27 protein-coding genes are annotated in these 25,946 nt (G+C 34.4%); 1 reads left to right on the top strand and 26 read right to left on the bottom strand.

Annotation, left to right across the window (positions count from 1 at the left end):
• Positions 1 to 77 precede the first annotated feature (77 nt).
• The 25 genes from BM319_RS21175 to BM319_RS21055 all read right to left on the bottom strand — a co-directional run bounded on the left by BM319_RS21175 (position 78) and on the right by BM319_RS21055 (position 23,539).
• Positions 78 to 1,262 carry a NupC/NupG family nucleoside CNT transporter gene (locus BM319_RS21175; RefSeq protein ID WP_025568592.1) on the bottom strand — a complete coding sequence of 395 codons (1,185 nt, stop codon included), beginning with the start codon at positions 1,260 to 1,262 and terminating at the stop codon, positions 78 to 80.
• A 120-nt stretch (positions 1,263 to 1,382) separates the two neighbouring features.
• Positions 1,383 to 1,787, bottom strand: a complete 405-nt coding sequence (locus tag BM319_RS21170) for a cytidine deaminase (protein ID WP_069033737.1) — start codon at positions 1,785 to 1,787, stop codon at positions 1,383 to 1,385.
• Between the two features lie 139 nt (positions 1,788 to 1,926).
• Positions 1,927 to 2,592 carry a deoxyribose-phosphate aldolase gene (deoC, locus tag BM319_RS21165; RefSeq protein WP_025568590.1) on the bottom strand — a complete coding sequence of 222 codons (666 nt, stop codon included), beginning with the start codon at positions 2,590 to 2,592 and terminating at the stop codon, positions 1,927 to 1,929.
• Between the two features lie 313 nt (positions 2,593 to 2,905).
• The gene (deoR, locus tag BM319_RS21160) at positions 2,906 to 3,847 is read right to left on the bottom strand and encodes a DNA-binding transcriptional repressor DeoR (protein ID WP_025568589.1); all 942 of its coding nucleotides are present in this window, start codon (positions 3,845 to 3,847) and stop codon (positions 2,906 to 2,908) included.
• Positions 3,848 to 3,959: 112 nt separating this feature from the next.
• Entirely contained in the window at positions 3,960 to 4,589 is a 630-nt protein-coding gene (upp, locus tag BM319_RS21155; RefSeq protein ID WP_025568588.1) for a uracil phosphoribosyltransferase, read from the bottom strand.
• Between the two features lie 272 nt (positions 4,590 to 4,861).
• Positions 4,862 to 5,380, bottom strand: coding sequence for a DoxX family protein (locus tag BM319_RS21150; RefSeq protein WP_025568587.1), 519 nt, complete (start codon positions 5,378 to 5,380; stop codon positions 4,862 to 4,864).
• Between the two features lie 216 nt (positions 5,381 to 5,596).
• Positions 5,597 to 6,838: a serine hydroxymethyltransferase gene (gene glyA / locus BM319_RS21145; protein ID WP_139226557.1), complete on the bottom strand. Its 1,242-nt coding sequence runs from the start codon at positions 6,836 to 6,838 to the stop codon at positions 5,597 to 5,599.
• 168 nt (positions 6,839 to 7,006) lie between these two features.
• Entirely contained in the window at positions 7,007 to 7,573 is a 567-nt protein-coding gene (locus BM319_RS21140; protein WP_025568585.1) for a TIGR01440 family protein, read from the bottom strand.
• A 107-nt stretch (positions 7,574 to 7,680) separates the two neighbouring features.
• The gene (gene rpiB / locus BM319_RS21135) at positions 7,681 to 8,130 is read right to left on the bottom strand and encodes a ribose 5-phosphate isomerase B (protein WP_025568584.1); all 450 of its coding nucleotides are present in this window, start codon (positions 8,128 to 8,130) and stop codon (positions 7,681 to 7,683) included.
• Between the two features lie 124 nt (positions 8,131 to 8,254).
• Positions 8,255 to 8,695: a low molecular weight protein arginine phosphatase gene (locus BM319_RS21130; protein WP_025568583.1), complete on the bottom strand. Its 441-nt coding sequence runs from the start codon at positions 8,693 to 8,695 to the stop codon at positions 8,255 to 8,257.
• A 122-nt stretch (positions 8,696 to 8,817) separates the two neighbouring features.
• Positions 8,818 to 9,375, bottom strand: a complete 558-nt coding sequence (locus tag BM319_RS21125) for a manganese efflux pump MntP (protein ID WP_029715294.1) — start codon at positions 9,373 to 9,375, stop codon at positions 8,818 to 8,820.
• Positions 9,376 to 9,548: 173 nt separating this feature from the next.
• Positions 9,549 to 10,589 (bottom strand): L-threonylcarbamoyladenylate synthase, encoded by a 1,041-nt coding sequence (locus BM319_RS21120; protein ID WP_091024581.1) that lies wholly within the window; start codon positions 10,587 to 10,589, stop codon positions 9,549 to 9,551.
• A gap of 106 nt (positions 10,590 to 10,695) precedes the next feature.
• Entirely contained in the window at positions 10,696 to 11,154 is a 459-nt protein-coding gene (locus tag BM319_RS21115) for a GNAT family N-acetyltransferase (RefSeq protein WP_025569174.1), read from the bottom strand.
• A 57-nt stretch (positions 11,155 to 11,211) separates the two neighbouring features.
• Positions 11,212 to 12,042 (bottom strand): stage II sporulation protein R, encoded by an 831-nt coding sequence (gene spoIIR / locus BM319_RS21110; protein ID WP_091024578.1) that lies wholly within the window; start codon positions 12,040 to 12,042, stop codon positions 11,212 to 11,214.
• A gap of 283 nt (positions 12,043 to 12,325) precedes the next feature.
• Complete coding sequence (locus tag BM319_RS21105; RefSeq protein ID WP_091024576.1) at positions 12,326 to 13,183, bottom strand: ATP-grasp domain-containing protein; 858 nt, start codon at positions 13,181 to 13,183, stop codon at positions 12,326 to 12,328.
• Positions 13,180 to 14,085 (bottom strand): ATP-grasp domain-containing protein, encoded by a 906-nt coding sequence (locus BM319_RS21100; protein ID WP_025569178.1) that lies wholly within the window; start codon positions 14,083 to 14,085, stop codon positions 13,180 to 13,182. Before BM319_RS21100 ends, BM319_RS21105 begins: the two co-directional genes overlap by 4 nt.
• 137 nt (positions 14,086 to 14,222) lie before the next feature.
• On the bottom strand, positions 14,223 to 15,083 hold the full coding sequence (gene prmC, locus BM319_RS21095) for a peptide chain release factor N(5)-glutamine methyltransferase (RefSeq protein WP_091024574.1): 861 nt from the start codon (positions 15,081 to 15,083) through the stop codon (positions 14,223 to 14,225).
• Positions 15,083 to 16,150, bottom strand: coding sequence for a peptide chain release factor 1 (prfA, locus tag BM319_RS21090; protein WP_025671037.1), 1,068 nt, complete (start codon positions 16,148 to 16,150; stop codon positions 15,083 to 15,085). The genes prmC and prfA overlap by 1 nt, the downstream gene beginning before the upstream one ends.
• Before the next feature lie 230 nt (positions 16,151 to 16,380).
• On the bottom strand, positions 16,381 to 16,995 hold the full coding sequence (locus BM319_RS21085; protein ID WP_091024570.1) for a thymidine kinase: 615 nt from the start codon (positions 16,993 to 16,995) through the stop codon (positions 16,381 to 16,383).
• A gap of 209 nt (positions 16,996 to 17,204) precedes the next feature.
• A complete protein-coding gene (locus BM319_RS21080; protein ID WP_025671035.1) occupies positions 17,205 to 17,450 on the bottom strand; it encodes a type B 50S ribosomal protein L31 in 246 nt (81 codons plus the stop codon).
• Positions 17,451 to 17,609: 159 nt separating this feature from the next.
• Positions 17,610 to 18,884, bottom strand: a complete 1,275-nt coding sequence (gene rho / locus BM319_RS21075) for a transcription termination factor Rho (protein ID WP_069033725.1) — start codon at positions 18,882 to 18,884, stop codon at positions 17,610 to 17,612.
• 355 nt (positions 18,885 to 19,239) lie between these two features.
• A complete protein-coding gene (glpX, locus tag BM319_RS21070; RefSeq protein WP_069033724.1) occupies positions 19,240 to 20,205 on the bottom strand; it encodes a class II fructose-bisphosphatase in 966 nt (321 codons plus the stop codon).
• Positions 20,206 to 20,272: 67 nt separating this feature from the next.
• The gene (gene murA / locus BM319_RS21065; RefSeq protein WP_091024568.1) at positions 20,273 to 21,571 is read right to left on the bottom strand and encodes a UDP-N-acetylglucosamine 1-carboxyvinyltransferase; all 1,299 of its coding nucleotides are present in this window, start codon (positions 21,569 to 21,571) and stop codon (positions 20,273 to 20,275) included.
• 440 nt (positions 21,572 to 22,011) lie between these two features.
• The gene (locus tag BM319_RS21060) at positions 22,012 to 22,866 is read right to left on the bottom strand and encodes a class II fructose-bisphosphate aldolase (RefSeq protein WP_069033722.1); all 855 of its coding nucleotides are present in this window, start codon (positions 22,864 to 22,866) and stop codon (positions 22,012 to 22,014) included.
• A gap of 295 nt (positions 22,867 to 23,161) precedes the next feature.
• Positions 23,162 to 23,539, bottom strand: a complete 378-nt coding sequence (locus BM319_RS21055; protein ID WP_025671030.1) for a response regulator — start codon at positions 23,537 to 23,539, stop codon at positions 23,162 to 23,164.
• Between the two features lie 200 nt (positions 23,540 to 23,739).
• Here BM319_RS21055 and BM319_RS21050 point away from each other — a divergent pair, with 200 nt between their 5' ends.
• On the top strand, positions 23,740 to 24,264 hold the full coding sequence (locus BM319_RS21050) for a DUF2529 family protein (protein WP_175495665.1): 525 nt from the start codon (positions 23,740 to 23,742) through the stop codon (positions 24,262 to 24,264).
• 71 nt (positions 24,265 to 24,335) lie between these two features.
• Here BM319_RS21050 and pyrG read toward each other — a convergent pair whose 3' ends face one another.
• Positions 24,336 to 25,937: a CTP synthase gene (pyrG, locus tag BM319_RS21045; RefSeq protein ID WP_091024564.1), complete on the bottom strand. Its 1,602-nt coding sequence runs from the start codon at positions 25,935 to 25,937 to the stop codon at positions 24,336 to 24,338.
• Positions 25,938 to 25,946: the final 9 nt, after the last annotated feature.

The raw sequence follows: 25,946 nt of genomic DNA, 5'->3' as shown, positions 1-25,946 counted from the left end.
TTTTTAACTCAACCCTCCTACTTTAAGATTAGAAAAAAAATACAAGCGCTTGATCTAAGTCAAACGCTTGGATTAAATTATTTTAAAACGATCCCTACAATAATTGCCGTTAAAACACTTACTAATGTTGCACCAAATAATAATTTTAAACCGAAACGAGCGACAACATTACCTTGTTTCTCATGTAAACCTTTAACCGCGCCTGCAATAATACCAATTGATGAGAAGTTAGCAAATGATACAAGGAAAACTGACACAATTCCTAATGTACGAGTTGAGAACTCTTTACCATGTTTTGCTAAATCCATCATTGCAACGAACTCATTTGAAACAAGTTTTGTTGCCATAATACTACCTGCATCAACCGCTTCTTTAAATGGTACACCCATAATGAAAGCGAATGGAGCAAAAACATAACCTAAAATCCCTTGGAATGAGATTCCAAAAATCATATCAAAAATATTATTAATTGCACCAATTAATGCAACAAAACCGATTAACATTGCTGCAACGATGATTGCTACTTTGAAACCATCTAAAATATACTCACCAAGCATCTCGAAGAATGTTTGTTTTTCTTCTTCTTGTACCGTTAAGATATCTTCTTCAGGTGTAACAGTGTAAGGATTAATAATTGAAGAAATAATAAATCCACCAAATAAGTTTAATACAATTGCCGTTACTACATATTTTGGTTCAACCATCGTCATATATGCACCTACGATTGACATAGATACTGTTGACATTGCTGATGCACAAAGAGTATATAAACGATTTTTTGGTAAATGACCTAATTGTTTTTTTACTGAAATAAATACTTCAGATTGTCCTAAAATTGCAGATGCTACTGCATTGTAAGACTCTAATTTACCCATACCATTGATTTTGCTTAAGATTAACCCAATGTATTTAATAAAAAATGGTAAAATCTTTGTGAATTGTAAAATACCGATTAATGCAGAAATAAATACGATTGGTAATAATACTCCTGTGAAGAATGGGAAAGCACCTTCATTTGCCATACCACCAAATACGAAATTAACACCTTCACCAGCGTATTCTAATAACTTTCCAAATCCGTTAGAAATCCCTTTAATTAAAATTAAACCTACTTCTGTATTTAATAATAAGAACGCTAAAATGATTTGAACAACGACCATGATTACAACTGGACGATATTTAATGTTTTTACGATCACTACTAGCGATGAATGCTAGACCGAAAACAACTAGTAATCCAACAAGAGCTATAATATATTTCATGTTTCTCCCCCGAAAATCCAATAAATTTATTTTTAATTAATATAAGCGCTTTCAAAACGAACACAACTTTTTATTTGTTGGATGTCAGACATCATATAGAAGTTAGATGTCAGACAAGGATTAACCTTGTAAATCTTTTGAACTAAATGATCCAGGAAGTAATTCCTTAACTGTTGTTTCAGCGATGTCACCTTTTAAGTTAGTTAAGTATACTTTTGTATTTTCATCACTAAATTCTGCGATAACTTGTCTACATGCACCACATGGTGAAATTGGGCCTTCAGTATCCCCTACTATTGCGATTGATTCGATCTTTGCTGATCCGTTACCCGCAGCTACCGCACTAAATATAGCAGTTCTTTCTGCACAATTTGTTAGTCCATAAGAAGCATTTTCAACGTTACATCCTGTGTAGACTGTTTGGTTATTCAATAAAATTGCTGCACCTACTTTAAACTTTGAGTAAGGAGCGTATGCGTTTTCACGAGCCTTTAAAGCTTCGTTGATTAATGATTGTGTATTCATATTTATCACCCTTTAACGAATTGTTAGGTAATTCTTGATTAAAGTGTGTGAGTTTTGTCTTCGCTTTACCATATTACCAACGTAAGAGCTAAAGAGCAATAACTCACTCACTTTTTTTTATTTTAAAATTATTTTGAAATTAATAAGCTGTGTTTGCTTCTTCACCTTGAACGAGTTTAACACCTGAACTTGTTCCGATACGGTTTGCACCAGCAGCTACTACATTTTCTACATCTTTTAAGTTACGAACACCGCCAGAAGCTTTAACGCCTACGTTTTCTCCAACAGTTTTACGCATTAATGCAACGTCTTCTGCTGTTGCTCCACCAGTTGAGAATCCTGTTGATGTTTTTACAAAGTCAGCACCAGCTTTAACTGATAATTCACACGCTCTAACTTTTTCTTCGTCAGTTAAAAGACAAGTCTCAATTATTACTTTTACTAAAGCTTTGCCTTTAGCAGCTTCAACAACTGCACGTACATCTCTTTCAACTAATTCGTCATTTTTTTCTTTTAATGCAGAAATATTGATAACCATATCAACTTCCTCGGCACCATTTTCAATTGCGTTTGTCGTTTCAAATGCTTTTACTTCAGGAGTGTTTGCTCCTAGAGGGAAACCAATTACCGTACAAACCTTTACAGAAGAATCCTTTAATAATTCACTTGCATAAGAAACCCAAGTAGGATTGATACAAACTGATGCAAAGCTAAATTCTTTTGCTTCCTCAGCTAGTTTTGCAATTTCTTCTCTTTTTGCGTCAGCTCGTAATAATGTGTGGTCTACTAATTTTGCGTAATTCATATATAGTCGCTCCCTTAATGGTTTTAGTATAAAAAAATGTTTATTTACTAAGTTACTTTGAATATGTCTATACTATAACATCGCTATGAAATTTTGTAAAACACTAATTGAACTTATGTTCAAGGATAATTTTACCTATTAAATAGAAGAGAGGTTGTCTCATAAGTCAGATTAACTGACACAAAAGACACCTCTTTTTTAATTGTAAAAATATCCAATTTCAAGGGTCACTACTATTTTTTAAAAGCTGACTAGTAGGGAACATGACATAGGAAAAGAACAAATTCTTTTAGTTACTTAATCTCTCCCTTGCTTATTCCTGTTCTAGCAATCTTTTTGCAGTAAATTGATCGGTTATTAGTATGTTTGCATATTTACCCATTAAAGCACCGTGAATAGCGTTTATTTTTCTTTCTCCACCAGCAACTAAAATTGACTTTTCTTTACTTCTTAGCTCATCTAACTCAATTCCAATCGTACGTCGATCAAGAAGTTCAGAATAAATATTTCCTTCTTTATCAAAAAAGCGTGAGCAAATGTCTCCTACGGCATATGTTTGTAAATCCGTCTCTTCCTTCTCGTTTAAGTAGCCAACTTTAAATAACAGGGCATCTTTTTTAACAGTTCCTACGGTAAAAATTGCGACATTAGATTGTTTTCCCAAAGCGATTAGTCGACCAATATGGCGATCTTCCTCGACCATTTGTTTTACTTGTGGATTATCAAATATAACCGGTAGTGGTAAATATCTTGGAACGGTGTTAAATGCTTCGGCAAACAAATTTACCGTTTCAGATGCATAAGTATTCGTTTTAGAGTAACTTACTCCACCGTTTAGCTGTATTACTTCTACACCCTTTACTTGTTTATTGCTTAACTTCGTTGCAATATGATACATCGTTGTTCCCCAAGTTACCCCTACAACGTCACCATCATGGACTAAATCTACTAACACATCCGCAGCTTTTTTAGTAATTGTTTGCAAAACTTCATTGTAGTCATCAATAGGTGAATAGCAAACTTCAACAGATTGTAAATTATATTTCTTCTTCAACTCTCGGGCTAAATCTTGATTTCCTTCTAGGGGGTCAATAATTTCAATGCGTACATATCCCAATTCCTTAGCTTGTTGAAGTAATCTAGATACAGTTGGACGAGAGATTCCTAATTGTGTCGCTATCTCTTGTTGACTAAAGTCAGAATCATAGTATAGTCTTGCTGCATCTATTATTAACCTTTGTTTTTCAAGTGACATTCCCTAATCCCCTTTAACTTGCCAATCCTTAATTCACGTTCAAATTTTTAATTATTATACCCCTTTTAAATAAAAAAAGCTCTCCTATGCTAGGAAAGCTTTAAAAATGTAATTACTTTGTACCGAATAAACGATCTCCAGCGTCACCAAGACCAGGAACAATATAACCATGATCGTTTAATTTTTCATCAAGGGCAGCTATGTAAATATCAACATCTGGGTGTGCTTTTTGTAAAACTTCAACACCTTCTGGAGCTGCAATTAAGCACATAAACTTAATATTTTTAGCACCTCGTGTTTTTAAAGAGTTAATCGCTTCAACTGCTGATCCACCTGTCGCAAGCATTGGATCAATTACAATGAAGTCACGCTCTTCTACATCCGTAGGAAGTTTAACATAATATTCAACCGGTTTTAATGTTTCTGGATCGCGGTATAATCCAACATGTCCAACTTTAGCTGCTGGGACTAATTGAAGGAAGCCATCAACCATCCCTAAACCTGCACGTAAAATTGGTACAATGCCTAATTTTTTACCAGCAATAACTTTCGACTTTGCAATTGCTACTGGCGTTTCGATTTCCACTTCTTGTAGTGGTAGATCGCGTGTGATTTCAAATGCCATTAAACCTGCAACCTCATCAACTAGTGCACGAAATTCTTTTGTTCCAGTGTCTTTTTTACGAATTAAAGAAACTTTATGCTGAATTAACGGATGATCAAAAACGTATACTTTACTCACTTTTATCGCTCCTTGCAAATACTTAGTAATTTATTATTCTTAAAAAGAATACCGAAAGCGGTTAAATAATTCAAGCCACATCATACAATCACTTTGAATAAATTTAGATCTTTTTACATACAAAGCTCCATATTTCCTTTTTTTACTAATCTAATTGCTATTTTGACCCATTTTGATTAGAAAAACTCCTCTTCTTCATTATTATAAGTCAGAGAAGTTTTTCTCTTACACACCAAAGAGAGAACCAATTGGTTCCCTCTTTGGTGGTATAGTTAAGATGCTTTACTGAAATTATTGTCTGATCCTTTTGGAGTGAAAAAAGTTTTTCTATTAGTAAACTTGCTAATATAATGATCTAATCCGATACGTCCTGCATTTGAACCAGCAATGATTATAAAGATTCCTAATAAGACCATTTGTGGATTCGTGCTAGTTGTACCACTAAACATAAATGCGAAGTTCATCATTAAACCAAAGAACATTGCTGTTTTTGTAAAACATCCAAGAATAAGTCCAAGTCCGATTGCGAATTCTCCAATAGGTACTAAAAAGTTAAATAAATCGATGTTTGGTATTGCAAAGTTTGTAAGGAAGTCAGCCCACCAGCCCTGAACTGCTGGATGTTCACCTGAGGCACTTTTAACTGCAAATCCTAAAAATCCTGAAGCATCGAATCCGCCAGCTGATAACTTACCCCAACCTGCATGGATCCACTCATAACCTAAATAAAGACGAATAATAATTAAGAAACCAGATGCAATTTTATTAGTTCTTAAAAAATTAATAAACATAATTTTTTGCCTCCGTTTGGATAATTTTTAATTGCTGTTTACATGAATTATTGTACTCTATTTCAAATAGCGAATGTGAAGTTATTCACAATTTTATATGAACTTTTTGTGAATTTAATCACAAACTTTTTATAAAAATAAAGCTATCTTTAGTATTACTGCACCTTCAATGTTGAAAATACAGTTCTAAAGATAGCTTACTTTATACTTTATTTATTAAAACGTAGGATATAATTCGTATTTGCTTGATAAAGCATTAACTCGGTTACGAGATGCTTCTAGTACTTCTTGATTTTCGTGGTTTTTTAATGTTTCAGCAATAATTGATGCAATTTCATCCATATCTTCTAAAGTAAATCCTCTTGAAGTTACAGCAGCAGTACCGATACGGATACCACTTGTTACAAACGGACTTGCTGGATCAAATGGAATTGTATTTTTGTTACATGTAATACCAACTTCATCTAATACATGCTCAGCAACTTTACCAGTTAATTCCAATGAACGTACGTCAATTAAAATTAAGTGATTATCTGTGCCACCAGATACTAAATTTAAGCCGTGAGATTTTAAAGCTTCTGCTAAACGAGCAGCGTTATCGATGATCGCTTGTGCATACTTTTTAAAATCTTCTTGTAATGCTTCTCCAAATGCTACAGCTTTTGCTGCAATTACGTGCATTAATGGTCCACCTTGAATTCCAGGGAAGATTGATTTATCAATCGCTTTTGCAAATTCTTCTTTACATAAAATCATACCACCACGTGGTCCACGTAATGTTTTATGAGTAGTTGTTGTAACAAAATCAGCATATGGAACTGGATTCTGATGAAGGCCTGTTGCGACTATACCAGCGATATGTGCCATATCAACCATTAAGTAAGCTCCAACTTCATCTGCAATTTCTCTGAATTTTTTAAAGTCAATTGCTCTTGGATAAGCACTTGCACCAGCTACAATTAATTTAGGCTTATGTGCTTTAGCCTTTTCTAGTACATCTTCATAGTTGATAACTTGAGTTTCTGGATCTACTCCATACTCAACGAAGTTATATTGTACCCCACTGAAGTTTACTGGACTTCCGTGAGTTAAATGACCGCCATGTGATAAATTCATACCTAATACTGTATCACCATGTTTTAAAATAGTGAAATAAACTGCCATATTCGCTTGAGCACCTGAATGAGGTTGAACATTTACGTGTTCTGCTCCGAAAATTTCTTTTGCACGGTCTCTTGCAATGTTCTCTGTGATATCTACATATTCACATCCGCCATAGTATCGTTTACTTGGATATCCTTCAGCATATTTATTTGTTAATACTGAACCTTGGGCTTCCATTACTGCTTCGCTAACAAAGTTTTCAGAAGCAATTAACTCGATTTTAGTACGTTGTCTACCTAACTCTAACTGTATTGCCTCATACAATGATGGATCTTGCTTTTTTAAATTTTCCACAGTTATATCCCCCTTTTTATAAAACACGAACATTACTAGTATAAATTTACTATATTATTCGATAAAACGACCGAATTCCTTTCTATTTTACCATGTTTTGCATTAAAAATGAAAGATATATCTTTCAAAAAACTAACATTTAACTATTCTATTATAATAAAAAGCGCTTTATTTCACGTCTTCATCTATTGAGTAAACTGCACGTGCTCCACCAATCAACTTTGGACGAGTCTTTGCCGCCGTTATATGAGCTTGTCCAACTTGTTTAATACTTGTTCTTAAAGGAACTGCTACGTGCTTTAAATGCATACCGATTAAAGTATCTCCAATATCAATTCCTGCATCCGCTTTAATGTGTTCAACAATTACAGCATCATCTATATGTCTAAATGCGTATGAAGCAAGTGCTCCTCCTGCGGTACGAACTGGTATCACAGTTACCTCGTCGAGTTGTAAACTTTTTGCCGTCTTTCTTTGAACAACTATTGCTCTATTCAAATGTTCACAGCATTGAAATGCTAATTGTACTCCTGTTTCATCTTGAAATGCCTTAATCTCATTAAATAAAACTTCCGCTACTTCTATTGTTCCTGAAGTTCCAATTCTTTGCCCACTAACCTCACTAGTGCTACATCCAATTACTAAAACATGGTCACTTGTAAAACTTACATGATCATTTAGCTCGTTTAATAATGTTTTTATTTGCCCGGCTACTAACTTTAACTCTTCATTCATTTATTTTGCTCCTTTCGTAGAATAATTCACTAAATTCTATTACTCATTATTAAAAAAGCCGATAATCTTCACATTATGTTTTGGATTAACGGCTTCTTGTTTAAGTTTTATAATTGATGATTTTTTTCGTAGTCTTTAATTTTGTTTACTCGATTTTCATGTCGACCGCCTTCAAACTCAGTCGTTAACCATATTTTTGCAATATCTCTTGCCAAACCAGGTCCGATTACTCGTTCCCCCATAGCTAGAATATTCGTATCATTATGTTCACGAGTTGCTTTTGCACTGAAAGTATCATGTACTAATGCACATCGAATTCCTTCAACTTTATTTGCGGCAATTGACATACCAATTCCTGTCCCACAAATTAATATTCCACGGTCTACTTCTCCATTTGCAACTTTTTGTGCAACTGGGAATGCATAGTCTGGGTAGTCTACAGATGTACCACACTCACAACCATAATCTTCGTATTCAATACCCATTTCATCCATTAAATTCATGATTTCTTGACGAATATTTAATCCACCATGATCAGATGCTATTGCTACTTTCATTAGATAACCCCCGTATTGATCTCTTTGATTGAATTTTCTTCTGTATTGAATTAACTTCAATTTCTATCTTACACTATTATGTTCAGATTTAGGGCATCTAATTAACATCCAATCACTGTTTAAATTAATATTCGTTCGGTTTCTGTACAATCTGTTTTACCAACTCTTCTAATTCCGTCAAAGTATTTTCATAAGTTGTTAATGACCCTCCATACGGGTCAGAAATATCTTTAGCTTGACCGTTTATATATTCATAAAACGTAAAGATTCTATCCTTATATTGAGGAAACCTAGAAACTAACATTTGTTTATGGCTCAATGTCATTGATAAGACTTTCGAAGACCATTCTAAAAGATTTTCATTTATTTGCTGCGAGGAATGCTTTGTTTCGATCCCTTTATTTTTTAGTGCCAATATTGCATTTTGAGAGGCAGGGTCGCCTGACATAGCAAATACTCCAGCAGACTTGACCTGATAGAGCTCATTCCCATGATGTCTTAATAGCGCTTCTGCCATTGGGCTTCTACATGTATTTCCGGTACAAACAAATAATATATTTTCCATCTTAATACCTCACCCTCATTTATCTGAACGTTTTATTTAATCTATTTTACTAAAAAGTAAAAGGATGGGGCAATTGTCTCCAATTTTCTCCATCCTTAGCTCTTATTCACCATATGTATCTTTTAAGAAAAAAATAATAGTTTTATACCGAAAATCAATAAGAATGAACCACCTAATAGTTCTCCAAATTTACCGAGTTCCTGTTCTACTCTTCTTCCTAAAAGTAATCCTGCCCAAGTTAAAATCGTACTAATAATACCAAATAGTAAAATGGTTAGCCATGTTTTAGCACCGAATGTTCCTAAGCTAATTCCAACTGAAAAGCTGTCCACACTTACACTAAATGCAAAAAGAAGTAAACCTACTCCTGTTGGTGAATATTTATTTTCTTCTTTACCAAATAAAGTTGAATAAATCATGTGAAAGCCTATTCCCATTAATAATAATCCGCCGAGTAATACAGCAAATCGTCCTAGATTTTCGGATAACTCATATCCAATGATCATTCCTAGTAAGGGCATTATTACATGAAATAGCCCGATTACAATGCCAATATGAATGATCTGTTTAAATTTTAGTTGGATAACGCCCATTCCTAACCCTACTGAGAATGCATCTAAACCTAGCGCAGATCCCATAATACTTAATGTAATTAGTTCATTGATTAACGAGCTACTCATGCTTTCCCCCCTAGGACTTGCTATTAAAAGATATGCACGTCCTACAAATCATATGAGGGAAATTAATATAATTTTTCAGACTGTTGACAAACGCTCGCTTTCTTCGTTACTTCGCCTGTCTGAAAATAAAGTTTTTGGGCTTTGTTTATAGACGAAAACAATAGTAGCCCGTTCTATTCCTGTATAACCGAATGTCCACAAGCTTTCCACAGACGATTCATAATGGCAATTCCAATACCTTCATAAGGGAAAGTTTCGCAATAAATGATATCAACGTGTTCTTCATTAAATTGACGTATACAATCATATAATGCTGCTGCTACCGTTGATAAGTCACTACGTTTTCCACATGTAAGAACAACATCTGCATCATATTTCGTTGCATTTTCTTCCGTTGTTAATATCCCTACTCTTTTTCCTTCTGTTTTGGAATTGTGTATAAGTTTGTGCATAAACTCAATACTTCCATTTACAAGATGCATTTGAGCATCTGGTGCATAATGTTTATATTTCATCCCCGGTGATTTTGGTGCTTCATTCTCCTTCATTGTTGCTGGATCTACTTCCACTGTAGGAATTATTTCTTTGATCATTTCTGGTGTAATACTACCTGGTCTTAATATTGTAAAAATATCTTGGGAACAGTCAATAACTGTTGATTCCAATCCGACTCCTGTACTACCACCATCTACAATACCTACAATTTGTCCATTTAAATCTTCAAATACATGCTTAGCAGACGTTGGACTAGGTTTGCCTGAAGTATTTGCACTTGGTGCTGCTATTGGCAAATTACAAGCTTCAATTAACGCTAAAGCAACTGGATGATCAGGCATTCTTATTCCAACAGTGGATAACCCTGCCGTTACATATTTTGAAACATGTTTTTTACTTTTTAAAATTAACGTTAATGGTCCTGGCCAAAAAGCATCCATGAGTTTTTTTGCATTTAACGGAATTTCTTCAACTAGATGATCTAACTGTTCTTCGTTGGCAATATGTACAATAAGGGGATTATCACTTGGTCTACCTTTTGCTTGGAAGATTCGTTGAACCGCTTCATCCGAAAGAGCATTTGCCCCTAATCCATAAACAGTTTCTGTTGGAAAAGCGACAACTTGTCCTAACTGTAATTTTTTTGCTGCATCCACAATCTGTGGGTAAACTTCTTCTTTATTCACAGGATTATCCACATACCATATTTTCGTTTCCATACGTAGCACCTCTCTCTAGAGTGAATAATAGTGTATATTTTACAAATTTAGACATTATCCAAAGAATGAAAAGCAAGTTTTATCCACAAATTGTGGACAAAACTTGCTAATTTGTGGATAACTTTGTGTATAGTTCTTTTTGATAAACTAATACTTCTTCATTCGTAATAGTAGTTTGGTAATGCTTCATTTCTTTAATACTGTTTGAAACATTTTCCTGTTCGACTTGCCCAAAACCTAGTAAAAGGAATAAGTCTTGAACTACATGCTGCCTTGTTAATAAATATACTTTACTAATCATTTCATCTTTTAGTTTTTCAAGAACACTTTGTAAAAAGAGTACCATATGATGTGAGTAAATGGTAGGTGCAACTACTAGTGATCTTAATAACGCTTCTTCTCCATCTTGTTCATATCCTATTACAGCTTGTGCTTTCCCAAACTCATCTTCCATTATGAAAAAAGCTTCTTGTTGCTCCTCAAGTCCGTTTGTAGATAACCCTGCTTGTCCTAAGAATGAAAAAATTGTTTCAAAATCATCCTGAATCGCTGAACGTATTTTCATAAAAAAACCTCCCTAGTATGCTTGTAATACTTTATGCACATAGGGAGATTGCTAGAACTAAAATAATTGCTTTAACATTTGTACAAAGAAGCTCTCTACCTTAATATCTTCTTTTGGTTCATCACCAGGTAGAGTGGAAGCTACAACCGCATCTTCACTGCTCTTGACATCAGCATCATCCTGTAAAGATGATTCATTGTTTTGTTTTGTTGTAGCAATAGAATCAACATCACTTAAACGTAATGCTTCTTGTTGTTTAAACTCATTTTTTGCTTCATTTTTTGGTTCACTTTTTGGTTCACTTTCGATTTTTGTTTCATGATCAACCCTTTGTTGCGATTGTAGTGACTCTTTACTTAAAGTTGCATCACCGTTTGAAAAATCTAGGAAACATAATGGTGGGAACAATACGCACCACCAGTTTGCCCCTTGACCTGCACCAAGTTTAATTAAAACCGCTTCGTAATCACCAGCAGGATATAAGAAACTACCATATAATTTTGTAGGGAATTTAACTTTTTTAGAGTAAGTAATTGTAAATGGTTGATTTGAGCCTTCTTCTTTAATAACACGTGCAACCGTTTTTTGTAAGTCTGGAATATGACTTTTAATAACCTTTTGTCCTTCTTCAAAAGTTGTTAAATCTTTTACCCAAGTATTAATTTGAGCATTAACTTCATCTCGAACTTTACGTTTAAGAGCTTGATCTTCACTAGAATCGCTATTTGCTAGAATTCGTAGTCGTACAGCTTTCTTAGGAATTACGACCATCTCATTACCTTTTGCATTTGTATCTCGAAGTGGCATTAACACTGATGAACTAATCAATAATATGATAAATAAAGAAATAATTTTATATGTTATTTTTGTTTTATTTTTAGTTTTCATTCTCTCCACCATCCCTCTAGGAACAGTGTAGACAATTTGATTATTTCTTAAACACTAGTATTCTATTTTTTTTAATAGATTCTTTATTAGATTAGATAGTAAACGATGATTTCCAGTTCAGGCTACCCGTTTTTTAGTTGTGCAGTTGTTGAGCTACTCATAGATAAAAAGGTTATCCTAACTGTTCCATTAACTATCAATTGAAAAAGAAAGTGTGAATTAAAACCAGGAAAAACCTTAAAAAGCTTTGTTTATTTCCTAGATTTTTTTAATTCTTTTTTCTTTAACAGTTTATCTGCTCTTTAATATATTTCATATACAACGAAACAATATCTATATCTGATACTGTATATAATGTTCTACTTCCTACTACGTCTTCAATTTCATTTAGAATCAGTTGATTGTTTGCATCGAACATAAAATCAATTCCTACGAAGTCGAAATCAAAGTGATCTACTATTTTCTGAATTAGTTCTTTTTCATTTTGGGAAAGCTCGTAAAGCACTGCGCCTCCACCTAGTGAAAAATTCGCTCGAAAGTCTTTTTCTGAATATCTTAAAACAGCTGCAATAATTTCTTTACCGATAATGAAAACTCTTAAGTCTTTACCTAACTGCTCTGCAACGTTTTGAATTAATAGTTCATCGAAATTTGAGTTCTGTACTATCTCCAGTAACTCTTCTTGATTATTTATAAAATATACTTCACTTCCGCCTCTTCCTGTGCAATTTTTAAGTACACAAGGGAAATGGACTGTATCTAGAGATTTTATAATTGTACTTTTTTTATAATAAAATGTGTCCAGCATTGGAATACCTAGACTAGAAAGCTTCTGGTGTGTTAGAAACTTGTGATTGGCCATTGTTGAAATCGCCTGGTTATTAAATGTTCTGATTCCCATTTCTTCAAAGTGGGAAGATAATATTTGTGATATAGTCCTCATGATTACAAAAGCCGGTTTGTTTAATTCTTTACCTTGATAGTAAAGTATATTAACACCGTTTCGAGTACCTATTACAATATCATCTGTATAAAGTAACTTTAACTCAAATCCATTTTCCAATGCTCCGCTTACTAGCCAGTCGATATACGTTCTGTTTCTTTCTGCATCTGCTTCGGAATAGATTAACCAACCAATCATACGTTTTTCTCCAAGTCCCAGGTAATATAATCAATAATATATTTCGTTGTATCCACGTCTGTACATAGATAAATATTTTTGAAATGTGCGTTTGAGTTAACTTCACATATATATGTTTTTCCATCTTCTCCAAATAATAAGTCAATCCCTGCAAAATCTGCTCCTACTATTTCAGAGCATTTAAGTGCTAAGTTGATTTGGTCTTCTGTCGGCTCATACTTATACATTTTTCCACCGTTTGTAACATTTGCCCGAAAATCTGATTCTGATTTTCTTAACACTGCTGTTACTACTTGTTTACCTACTACTTGGATACGAATATCAGTCCCTCTACTTGATTCTATAAACTCTTGATAAATATGCGGTTTGTGCTTTAGTTCGTCTACCTTCTTAAAAAAGTCTTCTCTATTCTCAACTAAATAAACTTGTCTACCGAATGAACCGAATGACTCTTTTATTATTAAAGGAAAACCTAATTCCTGTATAACTTCATCGTAAAAATCATAATTTGTTAAATCACAATTAGGGAATAATAGCGGAGCCGTAATTGTTTTTGGCATAGGTATATTAAAGTTAGATAATGCTTGAAAAGTTAAAGCCTTATCATCACAGACTTCTATCGTTCTCGCAGAATTATATAGTTTTAGCCCCATATTTTCTAAATGCCTTGCTAAATGAACATCCTTGTCCCAAAAAATTACAAAATCAGGTTTCTCATTCGCGAATTTCCCTTTTAAAATTGCTTGACCCTTTTCAATTACTGGGATTAGTTCATAATGTTTAACTAAGGAAACGTCTATTCCTTTTGCGATTGCTGTATCTTGTAACCATTCGAAAAGTTCAGTAAATTTTGTAGCTGTAATATGACCATTAAATACAATCCAACCTTTAAACTTTTTCATTCTAACTATCTTCTTTCGTAATGTTTTTGTTTTTTCTTGATTGAAATTTTCCTCATCTTTTACAACTTTAACACAAAAAAAAGAATCGTAATACATGGACTTTTTCTAGTCAATATCATTACGATTCACTATTTAAATTAGCCATTTACCATATAAACCATACGGTCTTTGCCATTTATATCGAAAACAACTTCAACATTTGAATTCGGATAAGCTTTCCTTAAAATGTCTGCAACCTGTTCACCTTGATTGACACCTACTTCAAATGCAACCAATGATTTTTCTTTTAATACTTTAGGTAAGTCATTTGCAAAACGGCGGTAAAATTCTAAACCATCTTCGCCGCCTACTAAAGCACGGTATGGTTCATGATCCTTAACTACTTCATCTAAACCCAACCAATCCTCATGCGGAATATACGGCGGATTTGATACAACAATATCAACTTTCTTGTTTTCTTCAATAAAGTAATTCAGTAAATCATTGTGAATAAAGTGGACATTTACCTGTAACTCTTGCGCATTTCGTTTAGCGACTTGGATAGATTCTTCTGCAATATCGACTGTATGAACTGTTAATTGTTTATTTTCAAGCGCAAGTGAGATTGCAATCGCCCCACTACCTGTACCAACATCTACTAGTTCAAGTTGTTCTGTATTTTTCCAATGCTTTTGAATACGATGCAATACACCTTCCACTAACTCCTCTGTTTCTGGTCTCGGAATTAGTACTTCTTCATTAACGAAGAACTTTCGGCCATAAAAGTATTCATATCCTATTAAATACTGGATTGGTTGGCCCTTAACGTGCTTGTGAATCAGTTCTTGAAACTGCATCCAATCATTCTCTTCTAAATCTTCTCTCATATTTAGCAATAATTCTGTTCGATTGTAGTCCAAAAGATGTTTTAATACAATTTCACCCACATTTTCATCACGACCATGTTCTTGTAAAAAAGAAGAAGCCCATTTTAGGGCTTCATATATTTTTGTTGTCATTATTGACTTTGTTCCATGCGTTTTGCTTGATCATCCATAATTAACGCATTAATAATTTCGTCGATTTTACCTTCAACGATTTGATCAAGCTTTTGAATTGTTAATCCAATTCGGTGGTCAGTTACACGGTTTTGTGGGTAGTTATAAGTACGGATACGTTCAGAACGGTCACCTGTACCTACAGCTTGCTTACGATTTTGATCGTATTCTGCTTGTACTTCTCTTTGGAATTTATCATAAACCCTAGCGCGAAGAACCTTCATCGCTTTTTCTTTATTCTTAATTTGTGATTTTTCATCCTGACATGATACAACAGTATTTGTTGGAATATGAGTTAAACGCACTGCAGACATCGTTGTATTTACTGATTGACCACCAGGACCACTTGAAGCAAATGTATCTACACGAATATCTTTTTCATGAATTTCAATTTCAACTTCTTCAGCTTCTGGTAAAACTGCTACTGTTGCAGTTGAAGTATGAATTCGTCCACCTGATTCTGTTTCAGGAACACGTTGAACACGGTGTGCACCATTTTCAAATTTTAGTTTTGAATATGCACCTTTACCATTTATCATAAAGATAACCTCTTTAAAGCCACCTAGCTCTGTATAGTTACCTTCAATGATTTCTGTTTTCCATCCGTTAACCTCAGCAAAACGGCTGTACATACGATATAACGTAGCAGCAAATAATGCAGCTTCGTCTCCGCCCGCAGCACCACGAATCTCAACGATAACGTTTTTATCATCGTTAGGATCTTTAGGAATTAAAAGGATTTTTAAACGTTCTTCTAGATCCTTTGATTCGTTTTCTAAATCATTTAATTCTTCTTTAACCATTTCGCGCATATCAGCATCAAGCTTCTCTTCAAGCATAGCTTTTGCATCTTTAATTTGCTCTTTAACTGATTTGTATTGACGGTATACATCAACCGTTTCTTGTATGTCTGATTGTTCTTTTGAGTATTCACGTAACTTTTTTGAATCGTTTATAATTTCCGGGTCACTAAGTAAATCGTTTAATCTATCATAGCGATCCTCTACAGCTTGTAATCGATCAAACATAATTTTCACCTCGACATTTTCGTCTTAAATATATATCGAAAAAAGCGATTCTAAATCGCTTCTTTAATTCTAAATTCTAAGGTAAAAGCGCGTATAACACTTTATCCACAATTATTATTCTTCAGTTCTGCAAGCTAGCTCTTCGATCATATCTCAGTCAGAGCTGGGCGAGCTTTCTCCACATTTCTTAGTATATGGTCTTAATAGCTAATTTTCAACCTACAGTAAAATTAATCGTTCTGACTTTGAAGTGCTGGTTGAATTGTTTTCGTTGGTACTTCGTGACAGTGACGACATCTTGGTTCGTATGATTCAGATGCTCCTACTAAAATAATAGGGTCTTCAAATAAAGCTGGTTTACCATTTATTAATCTTTGTGTTCTACTTGCAGGTGATCCGCATGAAGCGCAAACTGCATTTAATTTCGTTACATGTTCTGCAATTGATAATATTTCAGGTACTTTACCAAATGGTAAGCCTCTAAAATCCTGGTCTAAACCTGCACAAATCACACGTTTCCCAGAGTTAGCAAGTTGTTGAACTACCATAACTATTTCTTCGTCAAAGAATTGAATCTCGTCAATTGCAACTACTTCAACTTCTTCTGTAACGTATTGAAGTATATGTGATGAGTGTGTTACTGCATAAGCAGGTACTTTCATACCTGTGTGAGACACGACTTCTACTTCACTGTATCGATTATCAATTGATGGCTTGAATGTAACACAGCTTTGCTTAGCAAACTGCGTACGACGAACACGGCGAATTAGTTCCTCTGATTTTCCAGAAAACATACTTCCGCAAATCATTTCAATCCAACCATTTTTTTTCATCATAAAGAACATTATGTGTCTCACCTTTCTATATCAGTACAAAGACTATTTTATTATTTATTTTAAACGCTGGTTAATTCAGCACTATTTATAATTCGTGTAAGTATCTTGAGTATTTATATAAAAATTCACTAAATTGAATTAGACTTATATGTTATTTGACTATAAATGCGTAAAAAAAGCAGGCAAAGTAGCAATAACTCGCCTGCTTTTCATCAATATTACTTAAGGCCGTATTTTTTGTTGAAACGTTCAACACGTCCTGCAGCGTTAGCAAATTTCTGACGTCCAGTGTAGAATGGGTGAGAATCAGAAGAAACCTCAACTTTGATTAGAGGGTAAGTTTCGCCATCTTCCCATTCGATTGTTTCGTTAGAATATTTTGTTGATCCGCTTAAGAATTTGAAACCAGTGTTAATATCCATAAACACTACTTTCTTGTAATTAGGATGAATATTCGCTTTCATGTTTTTCATCTCCTTCCGCCCTGAAATCCTTGAAATCAGAGTTATAAGAAACCATGTGTATACCACATAGTTTACATTTCACATACAAATGAAATTATAGCAACTAACCCGGGAGAATGCAACCCACTATTTCTCTTTCAGATTGCTTATATCTTCCATCTATTTATTAGATACAGGCGTTTTTCTACTTTCTTCAGTCATCGTATTGAAGAAATCTTCATTTGTTTTCGTTTGACGAAGCATTCTGAAATAACGTTCAACAAAGTCTGGGATATCCGACATAGTTTTTCGCATTAACCATAGCTTGTCCAGATGATCTTTTGGTATTAATAGATCTTCTTTACGTGTTCCAGAACGACGAATGTCAATTGCTGGGAAGATACGACGTTCAGCTAATGAACGATCTAAGTGAAGCTCCATATTACCAGTACCTTTGAACTCCTCATAAATAACATCATCCATACGTGAGCCAGTGTCGATTAGAGCTGTTGCTAAAATCGTTAAACTTCCACCTTCTTCGATATTACGTGCAGCACCAAAGAATCTTTTTGGTCTATGGAATGCAGCAGGATCAATACCACCTGATAACGTACGACCACTTGGTGGAATAACTAAATTATACGCACGAGCAAGCCTAGTAATACTATCCATCAAAATAATTACATCTTTCTTGTGCTCTACTAGTCTCATAGCGCGCTCTAATACTAGTTCAGCAACCTTAATATGACTATCAGGAGTTTCGTCGAAAGTCGAACTTACAACATCTCCTTTTACAGAACGTTCAATGTCCGTTACCTCTTCTGGTCGCTCATCAATTAGTAATACAATTAGTTCAGCTTCTGGGTGATTTGTCGTGATGCTATTTGCAATTTCTTTTAATAACTCTGTCTTACCGGCTTTTGGAGGGGCAACAATTAAACCACGTTGACCAAATCCTACTGGGGAGATCATATCAATAATTCTTGTAGAAAACTTAGCAGGAGATGTTTCAAGCTTCATTTGTCTATTTGGATATAATGCAGTTAATCCCGGGAAGTGAACTCGTTCTTTAGCATTCTCAGGATCATCTCCATTGACTGCTTCTACTTGAAGTAGACCAAAGTATCTTTCATTTTCTTTAGGTGGACGTACTTTTCCAGAAACCTTATCACCATTTCGCATATCAAAACGACGAATTTGAGATGCAGAAATATAAATATCTTCTGAACTAGGTGAATAATTAATTGGACGTAAGAATCCATATCCTTCTGATGGGATAATTTCTAGTACACCTTCCATGAACATTAATCCATCTTTTTCCGCTTGCGCTTTAAGGATTGCAAAAATAAGTTCTTTTTTCGTTAATTTGCTGTAATACGAAATTTTCATTACCTTCGCGTGTTCATACAAATCTTTTAATTTCATGTTTTCTAATGCAGAGATTGTTAAACTCATATAACACCACTCTTTACTTTTATTCGTTCAAATTAGGGTTTTCTTAATTCGGAAGGTTATTTAGAAGGTTTTTTGAAGGAAACTTACATAAAGTATTACTCTTTAGTGTAACCTTTTCCCCTAAAAATATTCTAAGTAATTAGAATTAATAGGTTTACTATCTATTGAGATTATAATTCGAAAGAGTTTTTTATGCCAACTATTTTTCGACTAAACTATTTAATGACTCTTCCCCTTGGTAAATAAAGGAAAGAGTCATTATTTTACTAAATTAATATCTAGGTCCCGATTTCATTAACAAAGAATTTTGATTCATTATTAACCCTCATCAAAACCAAGCTTTTTTACGGATTGATTATTTTATAACTAGGTTTGGTTTTTTGTTTAGGCTGTGACGTCCATCTACAAAACGAACAGTTCCTGATTTAGCACGCATAACTAATGATTGCGTAGAACCTACATTCCCTTTGTATTGTACACCTTTTAGTAATTCTCCATCAGTTACACCAGTAGCAGCAAAAATTGCATCGTCACCCTTAACTAAATCGTCCATATATAATATACGGTTTGGATCTTCTATACCCATGCGTTTGCAACGTTCGATCTCTTCTTCATTTTGAGGTAATAACTTCCCTTGAAGTTCTCCACCTAAGCATTTTAAAGCAACTGCAGCGATAACTCCTTCTGGCGCTCCACCGCTTCCAAATAAAATATCAACACCTGTGTGATCAAAAGCTGTGTTAATTGCACCCGCAACATCACCATCGTTGATCAGTTTAATTCGAGCACCTGCTGAGCGAATTTCTTCAATTAATTTCGCATGGCGTTCTCTATTTAATACTGTTGCAACAACTTCATTAATATTTTTTCCTTTTGCTTTTGCTACAGCTGTTAAGTTATCAAGAACAGATGCATTGATATCAACTTTACCAACCGCTTCAGGTCCTACTGCAAGTTTCTCCATGTACATATCAGGAGCATGCAATAAATTGCCATGGTCAGCAATTGCAATAACTGCTAAAGCATTCCATCCACCAGATGCCACGATATTTGTACCTTCAAGTGGGTCAACTGCTACGTCCACTCTTGGACCATATCCATTCCCAAGTTTTTCACCGATATAAAGCATTGGAGCCTCGTCCATTTCCCCTTCTCCAATTACAACTGTTCCCTTCATAGGAATCGTATCAAATACGTCACGCATTGCTGTTGTAGCAGCATCATCTGCTTCATCCTTTTTACCTAAACCCATCCATTTTGCAGATGCTAGTGCTGCTGCCTCAGTAACACGTACTAACTCCATTGATAAACTTCTTTCCATTCCAAACTCCCCCTTTGATGTAAATGAAAACTATCTAATTATGTTATGAGTATGTAAACACCCAATTTTACGCATTTTTTAATTGTTCAACTTCTTGCTTGGTTAGCTGAACACGCCAAACATTAGCTCCTAATCCTAAAAGCTTTTCAACTAAATCCTCATATCCTCTGTCAACGTGCTCTAATCCAGTTAGTTCTGTTTTACCTTCTGCAATCAAGCCTGCTATAACTAAAGCTGCTCCAGCACGTAAATCACTTGCTTTTACACGGCCGCCTTGTAACTGTGAAGGGCCGGAAATAATAGCCGTACTACCTTCGACTTTAATCGTTGCACTCATTCTTCTAAGCTCATCAATATGCTTAAATCTTGCACCATATATTGTATCAGTAATAACGGCTGTCCCATTTGCTTTCGTTAACAGCACAGAAAACGGCTGCTGTAGGTCAGTTGGAAACCCTGGATAAACTAAAGTTTTGATATCTACTGATTTTAGTTCTTTATTTGATCCTGAAACGATAATTTGATCGTCATTTGTATCAATATCTATATTCATTTCTCTCATTTTCGCAATAAGTGATTCCAAATGGTGTGGAATAACATTATCAACAATAACCTTGTCCCCTTCTTGCACAGTTGCAGCAGCTAATATTGTATAAGTTCCTGCTTCAATGCGATCAGGGATAATTGTATGTGTGCAGCCAGATAGTGATTCTACTCCATCAATTCGAATTACATCAGTACCAGCACCTTTAATTTTAGCACCCATACTTGTTAATAAAGTAGCTACATCGACAATCTCAGGCTCTTTTGCAGCGTTTTCAATAACAGTTCTACCATTTGCTAAAACCGCTGCTAACATGATATTAATCGTTGCACCAACACTTACTACATCTAAGTATATACGTGCACCTTTTAGTTCTTCTGCCCTTAAATAAATTGCACCTTGCTCATTTGTTACTTTTGCACCTAATGCTTCAAAACCTTTTATATGTTGATCAATAGGTCTTGGTCCAAGGTAACAGCCTCCTGGTAAGCCTATAACCGCTTGCTTAAATCTACCTAACATTGCACCCATTAAATAATAAGACGCTCGCAATTTTTTTACCTTCCCACTTGGAAGTGGCATTGCAACCATATTTGTTGGATCAATCATTATTTTTTCATCAGATACTTCTACTTGTCCACCTATTTCCTCTAAAAGGTCACATAGTGTTTTAACATCTGAAATAGAAGGAACTCCTTCAAGTGTTACAGGTGAGCTTGCTAAGATAGTTGCTGGGATTAAAGCCACTGCACTATTTTTGGCACCGCTAACACGAATTGTCCCTTTTAAAGGTATACCGCCTTCTAATACAAGCTTTTCCATAGTATACTCCCTTCTAAATGAGCAGAAGAAAATAGTAGAGAAGTATAGTTTTTAAACTTCTCAACTGTCGAATAGTTTCTACCTATTTTCTCCAAAATTCTACTTCTCTAATCTTAGTTTATACGAGAGCTACAGTCTAATGTAAAGACTTTTGCTTCGGTTTTGTTATTTACAATATCTTGAAATTCAATAAAAATTGAGTAAAACCTTTAAATGAATTTTGATTAGCTAATAAAGTAGAAATAGATATTTGGTAAATTCTTAAACTAGACCTAAACTAATTCTAATCATTATTATCTTATATCTTCAAGTCTAAATGAAAAAACAGTTAATTTTATTGCTAAAAATGGCTTTGTTAAACAAGAAAACCGTCTAAACATAATTTAGACGGCTTTAATTTATTATAATATATCATATTTTAAGCTAAAAAACTTAAAATATTATGCTTTGTTGCTAGTACCGAACTCACGGATTTTGCCAGCCACTGTTGCGATAATTGCTTCGCGACCTGGTCCAAGAACTTTACGTGGATCGTATTGTTTTTGATCATTTGCAACAAATTCACGAACAGCTTTATTGAAAGCAATTTGGTTCTCAGTGTTTACGTTAATTTTTGCAGTTCCACGAGCGATTGCTTTTTGAATTTGTTCAGTTGGGATTCCAGTTCCACCGTGTAAAACTAATGGTACGTTCGTCTCGTTACCGATTTGTTCCATTTCGTCGAAACCTAATTTCGGTTCACCTTTGTATGGTCCATGAACAGAACCTAAAGCTGGAGCTAAGCAATCAATGCCAGTACGCTCAACTAGTTCTTTACACTCTGCTGGGTCAGCATAAATAATGTCTCCAACAACATGATCTTCTTGTCCACCAACAGTTCCTAATTCAGCTTCTACAGATACACCATGAGAGTGAGCGTAGTCTACAACTTTTTTAGTTGTTTCAACGTTTTGCTCAAATGGATCGTGAGAAGCATCAATCATAACTGAAGTAAATCCAGCGTCGATTGCAGCTTTACATGCTTCAAAGCTTGAACCGTGATCAAGATGAATTGCTACAGGTACAGTAATTTTTAAATCAATTAATAAACCTTCTACCATCTTTACAACAGTATTAAATCCACCCATGTATTTAGCTGCACCTTCAGAAACACCAAGAATTACAGGTGATTGTTCTTTTTCAGCTGCAGTAAGAATAGCAAAAGTCCACTCTAAGTTATTAATATTGTATTGACCAACAGCGTATTTACCTTCTTTTGCTTTATTAAGCATTTCAGTCATAGATACTAAAGGCATTTTAAGCCCTCCTTATATACTCTTTTATGAAAATTAATCTGCACCCATAATTTTACTAACAAGAATATAATGCTACAAAGTGTTCTTTATTATGTAAATTATAAGGTATTTATATCACAACATAAGAATACAAAAAATGAAATGAAAACACAACAAATATCATCTAATGTTCGTATTATCGTAACATTTTAGACAATTAAACATTGTTTCTAACGGTTTTATCGGCTATTTCCGAAAACGCTTTCAGTTAATGGGTAAAAATAAAAGCAGATGGTCCGCTACCCCATCTGCTATTTTACTGCTGAGATTGTGGTTGTGAAGTATGTTCTCTAACAACCTTTTTAATTTCATCAATATCAAATGGTTTTGGAAAATATTGTAGTGCTCCTAATTTTTTAGCTTCTTCAATAATATCGAGTTCACCATAAGCCGTCATCAAAATAACTTTAATATCTTTATTAATTTCTTTGATTCGCTTTAGAATCTCCACTCCGTCCATACCTGGTATTTTCATATCAAGAATAACTAAGTCGGGACAATCCTTCACTACAATATCAATTGCTTGAAAACCATTAGCTGCCTGAAATACCTCATAGCCTTCTTTTTTGAAAATTTCGTGTAAAAGCAAACGAATTCCGTACTGATCGTCTACTATAAGTAATTTACTTCCCAAAAATAGTACCACCTTTCTAAACCAGATAACCTTGCTTAAAAAAATACAAATTCCCCTAAATTTTTACATTCTACTTAAAAACCTTTTTTCCTGCATTAGTTTGAAAAATTTACAAAAAATTACTTTTTTAATTTTTTTGTATCTATCTAAATTACAGTATAATGGTTAGACCATACTTTTATAAGAGGGAGTATTATTTAATGTTAAAAATTTTTTCGACACAATTGAATGGGGTTTTTCAAAAAATAGTTAAACAAGAGGAAGTATTTGAAGATGCTTCACGCTTCCTAGCACAGGCAGTTATAGGCGAAGGATGCGTTTATGTACATGGCACAAAAGAATTTGCTGGTATTGTTTCAGAAATAACTGATGGAGCAGAACAAAACGACTCAATTAAACCTTTGTTGATTAACGGCGAAATCCAGTCATTATCCCCAGTAGATCGAGTACTTTTATTTACAAGACAGACGGACGATCAAGAAGCTATTCTTCTTGCTAATAAACTATTAGAATCAAACGTTGGATTAGTAATCGTCTCTACTACGATCAATGGTGAAGACCATTTATCAGAACTAGCTGATGTATTTATTAACTATGAATTAACAAGAAAGCTTGTTCCAACTGACGAGGGAGACCGAATCTGTTTACCTACCCTACTTACAGGATTATTTATTTATCACTGCCTACTACTTACAATGAGTGAAATCCTATCAGATTTCGACTGAAAAACAATTCTAAAATAACAAAAAGACCCAACAGGATTTTAATAAAATCCTGTTGGGTCTTTTTTATTTTCTTATCCTCGGTTTTGTAGTGATGCTCCTACAAAATCTCTGAATAATGGTTGTGGTCTATTTGGACGAGAAATAAACTCTGGGTGGAATTGTGAAGCTACAAACCATGGATGATTTGGCAACTCAATAATTTCTACTAAACGACCATCAGGGCTAGTACCTGAGAAGATAAATCCTTCTTGTTCCATTTGTTGACGGTATTCATTATTGAACTCATAACGATGACGGTGACGTTCGTAAACAACTTCATCCCCGTAAGCTTCGTATGCTTTTGAACCTTCAACTAATTTACATGGATATAAACCTAAACGTAATGTACCACCTAAATCTTCTACATCTTTTTGTTCAGGTAATAAATCGATAATTGGATAGTTAGTAGTAGGATCAATTTCTGCTGAGTGAGCACCTTTCAAGCCTAAAACATTTCTAGCAAATTCAATTGACGCAATTTGCATACCTAGACAAATTCCTAAGAATGGTACGTTATTTTCACGAGCAAATTGTGCAGTTAAGATTTTGCCTTCTACACCACGGTCTCCGAATCCACCTGGTACAAGAATTCCATCTACATTGCTTAAAAGTTCGTTTACATTAGCTGATGTAACTTCTTCTGCATTAATCCATTTAATTTCAATTTCACTATCAAAAGCATATCCTGCGTGCTTTAATGCCTCTGCTACTGAAATATAAGCATCTTGTAATTCTACATATTTACCAACAAGAGCGATTTTTGTTGATTTAGTTAAGTTTTTAACTTTGTCTACTAAAGAAATCCACTCTGTCATATCTGCTTCATTTGTTTGTAGTTTTAAATGATTACATGCGATACTATCTAATCCTTGTGCTTGTAACGCTAATGGGATTTCGTAAAGAGTATCTGCATCTACACATTCGATCACATCTTTAGCATCTACATCACAGAATTGAGCAATTTTATCTTTCATTTCTTGTGGTACAGATGTTTCTGAACGTAATACGATCACATTTGGTTGAATACCAATGCTACGAAGTTCTTTTACACTGTGTTGGGTTGGTTTAGTTTTTAACTCACCAGCAGCTTTAATATAAGGTAGAAGTGTACAGTGAACATACATTACGTTGTCACGGCCTACATCACCTTTAATTTGACGAATAGCTTCGATAAAAGGTAATGACTCGATATCACCAACTGTTCCACCGATCTCAGTGATAACAACATCTGCATTTGTTTCGCGACCAGCACGGAAAACTTTATCCTTAATCTCATTTGTAATGTGTGGGATAACTTGTACAGTTCCTCCTAAGTAATCTCCACGACGTTCTTTTTGTAATACCGTAGAATAAACTTTACCACATGTTACATTGTTGAATTTAGTAACGTTAATATCAACAAATCTTTCATAATGACCTAAGTCTAAGTCTGTTTCTGCACCGTCATCTGTTACGAAAACTTCACCATGTTGGTATGGACTCATTGTTCCTGGATCTAAGTTAATGTAAGGATCGAACTTTTGAATTGTTACATTTAATCCTCTATTTTTTAGTAGTCGTCCTAAAGATGCTGCAACAATCCCTTTACCAAGAGAAGAAACTACGCCACCTGTTACAAAAATATACTTTGTCATAATTGAGCC

The sequence above is a fragment of the Bacillus sp. UNCCL81 genome, assembly GCF_900112535.1.
Taxonomy (GTDB): Bacteria; Bacillota; Bacilli; order Bacillales; family Bacillaceae_G; genus Gottfriedia; species Gottfriedia luciferensis_B.
Note: the sequence above shows the minus strand (reverse complement) of the source record. Positions and strands in the feature narration are given on the sequence as shown.